At 74.7% G+C, this 6,878-nt stretch carries 6 protein-coding genes; 2 read left to right on the top strand and 4 right to left on the bottom strand.

The window, feature by feature from the left end; genetic code table 11:
• The coding region (locus tag ACFU6K_RS26585) for a cytochrome bc complex cytochrome b subunit (protein ID WP_380667087.1) at positions 1-1,644 on the bottom strand (1,644 nt) is incomplete at its 3' end.
• A 125-nt stretch (positions 1,645-1,769) separates the two neighbouring features.
• On the opposite strand from ACFU6K_RS26585, the gene ACFU6K_RS26580 reads away from it, so the two are divergent.
• Both ACFU6K_RS26580 and ACFU6K_RS26575 read left to right on the top strand, forming a co-directional pair.
• Complete coding sequence (locus ACFU6K_RS26580) at positions 1,770-2,387, top strand: GNAT family N-acetyltransferase (RefSeq protein WP_380667085.1); 618 nt, start codon at positions 1,770-1,772, stop codon at positions 2,385-2,387.
• A 92-nt stretch (positions 2,388-2,479) separates the two neighbouring features.
• Positions 2,480-3,679 (top strand): enoyl-[acyl-carrier-protein] reductase FabV, encoded by a 1,200-nt coding sequence (locus ACFU6K_RS26575; protein WP_380667083.1) that lies wholly within the window; start codon positions 2,480-2,482, stop codon positions 3,677-3,679.
• A 41-nt stretch (positions 3,680-3,720) separates the two neighbouring features.
• Here the strand turns inward: ACFU6K_RS26575 and ACFU6K_RS26570 are convergent, their stop codons facing one another.
• From ACFU6K_RS26570 to ACFU6K_RS26560, 3 genes are all read right to left on the bottom strand, one after another.
• On the bottom strand, positions 3,721-4,170 hold the full coding sequence (locus ACFU6K_RS26570; RefSeq protein WP_380667081.1) for a MarR family winged helix-turn-helix transcriptional regulator: 450 nt from the start codon (positions 4,168-4,170) through the stop codon (positions 3,721-3,723).
• The gene (locus tag ACFU6K_RS26565) at positions 4,167-5,984 is read right to left on the bottom strand and encodes an MFS transporter (protein WP_380667079.1); all 1,818 of its coding nucleotides are present in this window, start codon (positions 5,982-5,984) and stop codon (positions 4,167-4,169) included. The genes ACFU6K_RS26570 and ACFU6K_RS26565 overlap by 4 nt, the downstream gene beginning before the upstream one ends.
• Before the next feature lie 234 nt (positions 5,985-6,218).
• Positions 6,219-6,803, bottom strand: a complete 585-nt coding sequence (locus tag ACFU6K_RS26560) for a hypothetical protein (protein WP_380667077.1) — start codon at positions 6,801-6,803, stop codon at positions 6,219-6,221.
• Between the last annotated feature and the right edge of the window lie 75 nt (positions 6,804-6,878).

The following is a 6,878-nucleotide window of genomic DNA, read 5'->3' as shown; positions in this document are numbered from 1 at the left end:
CGGGCCCGCCCCGGGCGCCGGGACGGCCGGGGGAGCGGGGTGGGCGGGGGCGGTGAGGACGGCCGCGATCCGCTCCGACTCCCGTTCGGTGGCGGGCAGTTCGACCCGGTCGCGGTGGAACCAGGAACTCGCCGCGGCGCGCACCCGCTCGTGCCGCGGCGCCCCCTGCGGGGCGGTGACCGGCTCCGCCTCGGCGCGCGCCAGCAGCACGTACCGCTCGGCCTCGGGCACCGGGCGGTGGTGGCCGGAGAAGCCGCCGTCGCGCGCCTGGTCGATCCGGCCGGTCTCGTCGCCGTCCAGCAGCCGGTCGCGGTCCCGGGCCTGCAGGGCCAGGCAGAGGCGCCGGGTCAGCAGGAAGACCACCGGCGGCAGCACGACCAGCGCCGTCCGCAGCACCACGGTGAGGGCGTTGACGGAGAGCCCGAAGGCGTATGCGATCACGTCGTTGCCGCCGGCGATCAGCAGCACCGCGTAGACGGTGATCCCGGCGGTGCCCAGCGCGGTGCGGGTGGGCTTGTTGCGCGGGCGGTCGCACAGGTGGTGCTCGCCGGTGTCGGGGTCGAGCCACCGTTCGACGAAGGGGTAGGCGTACAGCGCCGCGAACAGCAGGCCGGGCACCACCAGGGCGGGCAGCAGCACGTTCCAGGACAGGGTGTGCCCGAGCACCCTGGTCTCCGCGGCCGGCATCAGCCGCAGCGCCCCCTCGATGAAGCCGATGTACCAGTCCGGCTGCGCGCCCGTCCCGACCACGTCGGGGCGGTAGGAGCCGTACCGCCAGATCGGGTTGACCTCGGCGAGGAACGCCGAGAGCGCCATCACGCCGCCCACCGCGAACAGCAGGCCCGTCGTGCGGGTCAGGAACTGGGGGAAGAACGGCATCCCCACCACGTTGCGGTTGGTACGGCCGGGGGCGGCCCAGTGGGTGTGCTTCAGCACCACCACCAGCGTCAGGTGCGCCCCGATCAGGGCCAGCAGCAGGCCGGGGACCAGCAGGACGTGCACGGTGAACAGCCGGGGGATGACGTCGTGCCCGGGGAACTCGCCGCCGAAGGCGAACAGGGTGAGGTACGTGCCGACCAGCGGCACCGAGAGCAGCACGCCCTCGGCGATCCGCAGGCCGGTGCCGGAGAGGGTGTCGTCGGGCAGCGAGTAGCCGGAGAACCCCTCCAGCAGCGCGAGGTTGAACAGCGTCACCCCGATCACCCAGTTGAGCTCGCGCGGGCGGCGGAACGCCCCGGTGAAGAACACCCGCAGCAGGTGCACGCCGATTGCCGAGGCGAACAGCAGCGCCGACCAGTGGTGGATCTGACGGATCATCAGCCCGCCCCGCACCTCGAAGCTGATCCGCAGGGTCGACGCGTACGCCTCGGACACCCGGACGCCGTCGAGCGGCAGGTAGGCGCCCTGGTAGACGACCTCGTTCATGCTCGGCCGGAAGAAGAACGTCAGGTAGACGCCGGTCAGCAGCAGCACCACGAAGCTGTACAGCGCGAGTTCGCCGAGCAGGAACGACCAGTGGTCCGGGAACACCTTGCGCAGCAGCTCCCGGCCCGCCTCCGTGACCGGCAGCCGCCCGTCCAGGCGGGCCGTGACGCGCTCGCCGGCGGACGGCTCGTGCCCGTTCGAAGCCCTGGTTTCGTCCACGGCAGGAACCTAGTGGGCCGTGCGGCGCGCGGAGCGGCCGAGCGCGGTCGGCGGCGGCAGAGCACTCCAACGGCGCAACGGGCGGCCGTTGCGGTGGGCCGCCCGCGGACAGCAGCATGACCCGCATGGTGAAACCGAGGAACGTCATCGACCGGGGGGACCTCGTGCTGCGGCGCTGGCGGGGTCAACGGGACTTCGCCGCGGCCTTCACGCTGATCGAGGAGTCCCTGGACCACCTGCGCCCCTGGGAGCCGTGGGTGGCCCGGCACGACGAGGAGCACACCCGCGCCCTCCTCGGCAGGTGCGACACCTGGTGGGAGAGCGGCGAGGTGTACACCTACGCGATCGCCGAGGACGGCGCTCCGGTCGGGATGTGCCAGGCCGCCCGCGCGGCCGAGCCCGGCGGTCGGCGGGTCGGGTACTGGCTGCACCCGGCCGCCACCGGCCGGGGCCTCGCCACCCGGGCGGTCGCGGCGCTGGCCGAGGAGGTGTTCACCCTGCCCGGGGTGGCGTACCTGGAGATCGTGCACGACCGGGCCAACACCGCCAGCGCCGCCGTCCCGCGCCGCCTGGGCTTCACCGAACTCCGCCGGGAGCCGGCCGCCCGGCCCGTCGCCCCGGCCGGCAGCGGGACCGCGGTGGTCTGGCGGCTGGACCGGCCGGTTCGGACCGCCCGGAATAGCCCAAGCGGGGCGTCCGCCGCAATGACGACCTCCGACAACCGCGGGCCGCGACTTCCGTGACGGCATGGCAAGGGCGGCGCCGGTCGACGCGGATAGGCTCCGGACGACCGACACCTTGATCACGATCTCCGGATCGGAGAGGGCGCCACCGCGTGAGCATCCAGCAGATCACCCCCAAGCAGCGGGGCTACCTGATCGTCAACTCCCACCCGGCCGGCAGCGAGGCCACCGTCGACCGCCAGTGGCGGCGCATCGAGCCCGCGGCCGCGACCGGCCGGGCCCCGGTCGTCCTGGTCCTCGGCGCCAGCGCCGGGTACGGCCAGGCGATCCTGCTCGCCGGGCTGCGCCGCCACGGCGTCCGCGGGATCGGCGTCGCCTACGAGGGCGCCGCCACCGAGCGGCGCACCGCCACCGCCGGCTGGTACCGCACCGCCGCGACCTCCGCCCTGGCCGAGGGCAGCGGGGGAGACGTCACCTTCGTCAACGCCGACGCCTACGCCGACGCCACCCGCGCCGAGGTGCTCAAGCTGCTCGCCGAGCGGTACGGCCCGGTCGACCACCTCGTCTACTCGCTGGCCTCGCCCCGGCGCACCGACCCGGCCACCGGCGAGGTCCACCACTCGGTGATCAAGCCGATCGGCTCCCCGTACACCTCGCCGTCCCTGCTCTTCGACGACGGGGCCCCGCGGGTCGGCACCGTCGACCTCGCCCCGGCCGACGAGGCCGAGCGGGCGGCGACCGTCAAGGTGATGGGCGGCGAGGACTGGCGGCTGTGGGTGCGGGCGCTGGCCGAGGCGGACCTGCTCGCCCCCGGCTTCACCACCGTGGCCCTGTCCTACGTCGGCTCCGAGATCACCGCGCCGGTCTACCGGCAGGGCACGATCGGCGCCGCCAAGGAGCACCTGGAGGCCACCGCCCGGGAGCTGCAGACCGGGGTGCTCGCCGACCGCGGCCGGGCGTTCACCGTCGTCGCCGGCGCGGCCGTCACCCAGGCGTCCACCGCCATCCCCTCCATCGCCCTCTACACCTCGCTGCTGCGCAACGTGCTCGGCGAGGACGGCTGGCGCACCACCGACGACCAGGCCGTGGACCTGTGGGAGCAGCTGACCGGCGCGAAGGAACCCGCCCTGGACGACCGGGGCCGTATCCGTCTGGACGGCTGGGAGCTCGACCCCGCCGTGCAGGACCGGGTGCGGGAGCTGTGGGCCGACCCGGCGGCCGCGCTGGCCGCCGACCCGGCCGGGGCCGCCTGGTTCTACAACCAGTTCCGGCAGCTGTACGGCTGGGACGTTCCCGGCGTCGACTACACCGCCGGGGTGGAGACCTCGGTGCCCTGGCCGGGGCGGCGGTAGCGGTCCGGCCGCCGGCGGACCGGGGCCGTTCCGGACCCGGGTCAGGGGGCGCCGGGCTCGTCGAGCAGCAGCTCCAGGAGGGGCAGGGCCGCCTCCAGGGCGCGGCACTGCTCGGGGCTGAGCCGGGCGCTGCGGCGGGCCAGCAGGGCGGTGCGCTCGCGGCGGATCCGGGCCAGCGTCTCCAGCCCGAGCGGGGTGGGGGCGAGCAGCTGGGAGCGTCCGTCCAGCGGGTCGGGGGTCTTGGCGATCAGCCCGTCGGCGACCAGCGGGGTGACCGTACGGACCATGGACGGCACCGCGACGCCCTCGCGTACGGCGAGTTCGCCGAGCCGCAGCGGCCCGTGCTGCTCCACCCGGGCCAGGGCGGAGAGCTGGGCGGCGGTGAGGTCCTGGTCGCCGGAGGCGCGGACCAGCTGGCGGTTGAGCCGGCCGATCGCCAGCCGGAGCCGGACGACGGCCTCGGCGGACAGGCCGCCGCCGTCCGCGCTCACGGCCCGGGCTCCTTCGTCGGTGGGGCGGCGGGCCGCGCGGGGGCGGGCGCGGCGGCGGCCGGCCGCCCGGTCGTCGGCCCGGGGTCCGTCGACGCGGCGCCGGAGGGTGAGGCACCGGACGGTACGGCGCCGGACGGTGCGGAGGCCGGACGCGCGGCGGCGGGCCGGGTCCGCTCGCGCACCAGCGAGGCGGCCGCGGCGACCAGCGACATCGCGATCGCCAGCCAGAACACCACCACCAGGCCGTCGTGGAAGGGCCCCGAGATCAGCTGGGGGAAGAACTCCCGACCGGTCAGCGTCCGGACGTTGTCCGCCGGCAGCTGCCCCAGCACCTGCGGGCCCAGCAGCTGCTGGATCGGGTTGTACCCGAGGAAGGCCGCGAACAGGGTGCCCACCGGCGGCAGCGAGGCGATGGCGTGGGCGTCGGCGGCGGGCACACCCTGGGCGGTCAGTCCGGCGGTGAGCGTGTGCGGCAGCGAGCCCGCCAGGCCGGCCACCATCAGGGAGAAGAAGACGCCGATCGACAGCACCATGCCGGCGTTCTGGAAGGTGGCCCGCATCCCGGAGGCCGCGCCGCGGGCCGCGGCCGGCACGCTGGACATGATCAGCGAGGTGTTGGGGGCGGCGAACAGACCGCCGCCCAGGCCGTTGACGAACACCAGCACGGCGAACCACGGGTAGCCGAAGTCGGTGGGCAGCAGGAGCAGCCCGGCGAAGGACAGCGCCATCACCACCAGTCCGCCGGCGGCGAAGAGCCTGGCCCCGGCGCGGTCGGACAGGTAGCCGGCGATCGGTCCGGCGGCCAGGAAGCCGACCGTCAGCGGGACGAGGTAGATCCCGGCCCACAGCGGGGTGTCGGCGTAGTCGTAGCCGTGCAGCGGCAGCCAGATGCCCTGCAGCCAGATGATCAGCATGAACTGCAGCCCGCCGCGGGCGATCGAGCCCAGCAGGGTGGCCGCGTTGCCGCCCGCGAAGACCGGGTCGCGGAAGAGCGAGAGCGGGAACATCGGCTCGGCGGTGTGGGACTCGACCAGGCAGAAGACGGCGAGCAGGGCCACCCCGCCGAACAGTCCGGCCAGCACCCAGGGGTTGGTCCAGCCCATGGTGTGGCCGCCGTACGGCTGGATGCCGTAGGTGATCGCGGCCAGCAGGGCGGTCAGGCCGACGCCGAAGGTGATGTTGCCCCACCAGTCGATCCGAGCGGGCTTGCGCACCCCGGTCTCGCGCAGCGACCGGTAGGCCCAGACCGTGCCGAGGATGCCGATCGGCACATTGACCCAGAAGATCGACCGCCAGTTCCACTCGGCCAGCAGCCCGCCCAGGACCAGGCCGATGAAGGACCCGGCGATGCCCGCGACGATGTTCACCCCCAGGGCCGTGCCGCGCTGGCGGGCCGGGAACGCGTCGGTGATGATCGCCGCCGAGTTGGCCATCAGCATCGAACCGCCGACCGCCTGCACGACCCGCCAGCCGATCAGCCACAGGGCCCCGGGCCCGCCGTGCAGCGGGTCGAGGGAGAGCGCCACCGAGGTGAGGGTGAAGATCAGGAAGCCCGCGTTGTAGATCCGCACCCGGCCGTGGATGTCGCCCAGTCTGCCGAGGGTGACCACCAGCACGGCGGTGACCAGCATGTAGCCCATCAGCATCCACAGCAGGTAGCTGACGTTGCCGGGCCGGAGCGGGTCCAGGCCGATGCCGTTGAAGATCGCGGGCAGCGAGATCAGCACGATCGAGGCGTTGACGGTGGCGATCAGGGTGCCGAGCGTGGTGTTGGACAGCGCCACCCACTTGTACCGGGGGTGCTCCGGTGCCACACCGTGACGGTCCTGCCGCGGCCGCCCGGTCCTGCCGCCGTCGGGGAGTCGTGTCGCCACCGCTGCCTCCTGCTGGCCGGCCGGGACTGGGCCGGCCGGCGGGTCGGCGTGGGGAATTCGATAGCTTCCGCCAACTAACGATAGTCCGGCGGATGTTCGACCGGTAGACCCGGCCGGGGCACGGGGAGTGCGGGAGCGGTCCGGGGAGCGCCGTCCGTCCGCCCCGTTGACGTCTCAGCCCTCGGCGGACTGCGACGGTCTCCGGGGGCCGCGGTCCAGCAGCCGGACGACGAGCGCCGCCAGCAGGGCCGCGGCCAGCGCGTACCCGGGCAGCCAGAGCGTGGTGGTCGCGGACAGGCAGTCGGCGACGGCGTGCCGGGCCTGTTCGCCCTGGGCGGCGGCGAGCGCGGCGCCGTCCCGGGTGGCCAGGTCGCCGAGCGAGGCCTGGGCCTGAAGCCGGGCGTAGTCGCCCAGGCGGGGGCAGTCGCGGCGGGTGCCCGGCATCGGGAACAGCCAGGACCAGCGCTGCATCGCCGGGGCCAGGGCGAGGGCCACGCACAGTCCGATGACGAGCGTGTAGGCGGCCAGGCTCCGGGCGTAGCCGGACCCGGCGTCCGTCGCGCGGGCCGGCGGGCGGGTGGAGGAGAGGACCACCGCGAGGAGGGTCAGCCCGAGGTAGGTGGAGAACCACTGCCACGAGCCGGAGGAGAGCGAGAAGGCGAGGACGGCGGCCAGCGCGGTGCCCAGGACCCCGGCCCGCGGGGTCACCCCCGGTGCGGGGGCGGGCGCCGGGGCGGTTCGGTGGCTGCGGTCGTCCATGCGCTCTCTCCCCTGGCCGGCGGCGGGCCACCAGTCTCGGGGCGGGGCCATGCCGGGGCTCTCGCACCATGCCGG

This window comes from Kitasatospora sp. NPDC057512 (genome assembly GCF_042802135.1).
Lineage (GTDB): Bacteria > Actinomycetota > Actinomycetes > Streptomycetales > Streptomycetaceae > Kitasatospora.
Note: the sequence above shows the minus strand (reverse complement) of the source record. Positions and strands in the feature narration are given on the sequence as shown.

What these genes read in the sequence shown, in the direction of transcription:
- ACFU6K_RS26560 (WP_380667077.1), bottom strand. Translation starts at nt 6,803, where the DNA reads ATGGACGACCGCAGCCACCGAACCGCCCCGGCGCCCGCCCCCGCACCG.
- ACFU6K_RS26580 (WP_380667085.1), top strand. Translation starts at nt 1,770, where the DNA reads ATGGTGAAACCGAGGAACGTCATCGACCGGGGGGACCTCGTGCTGCGG.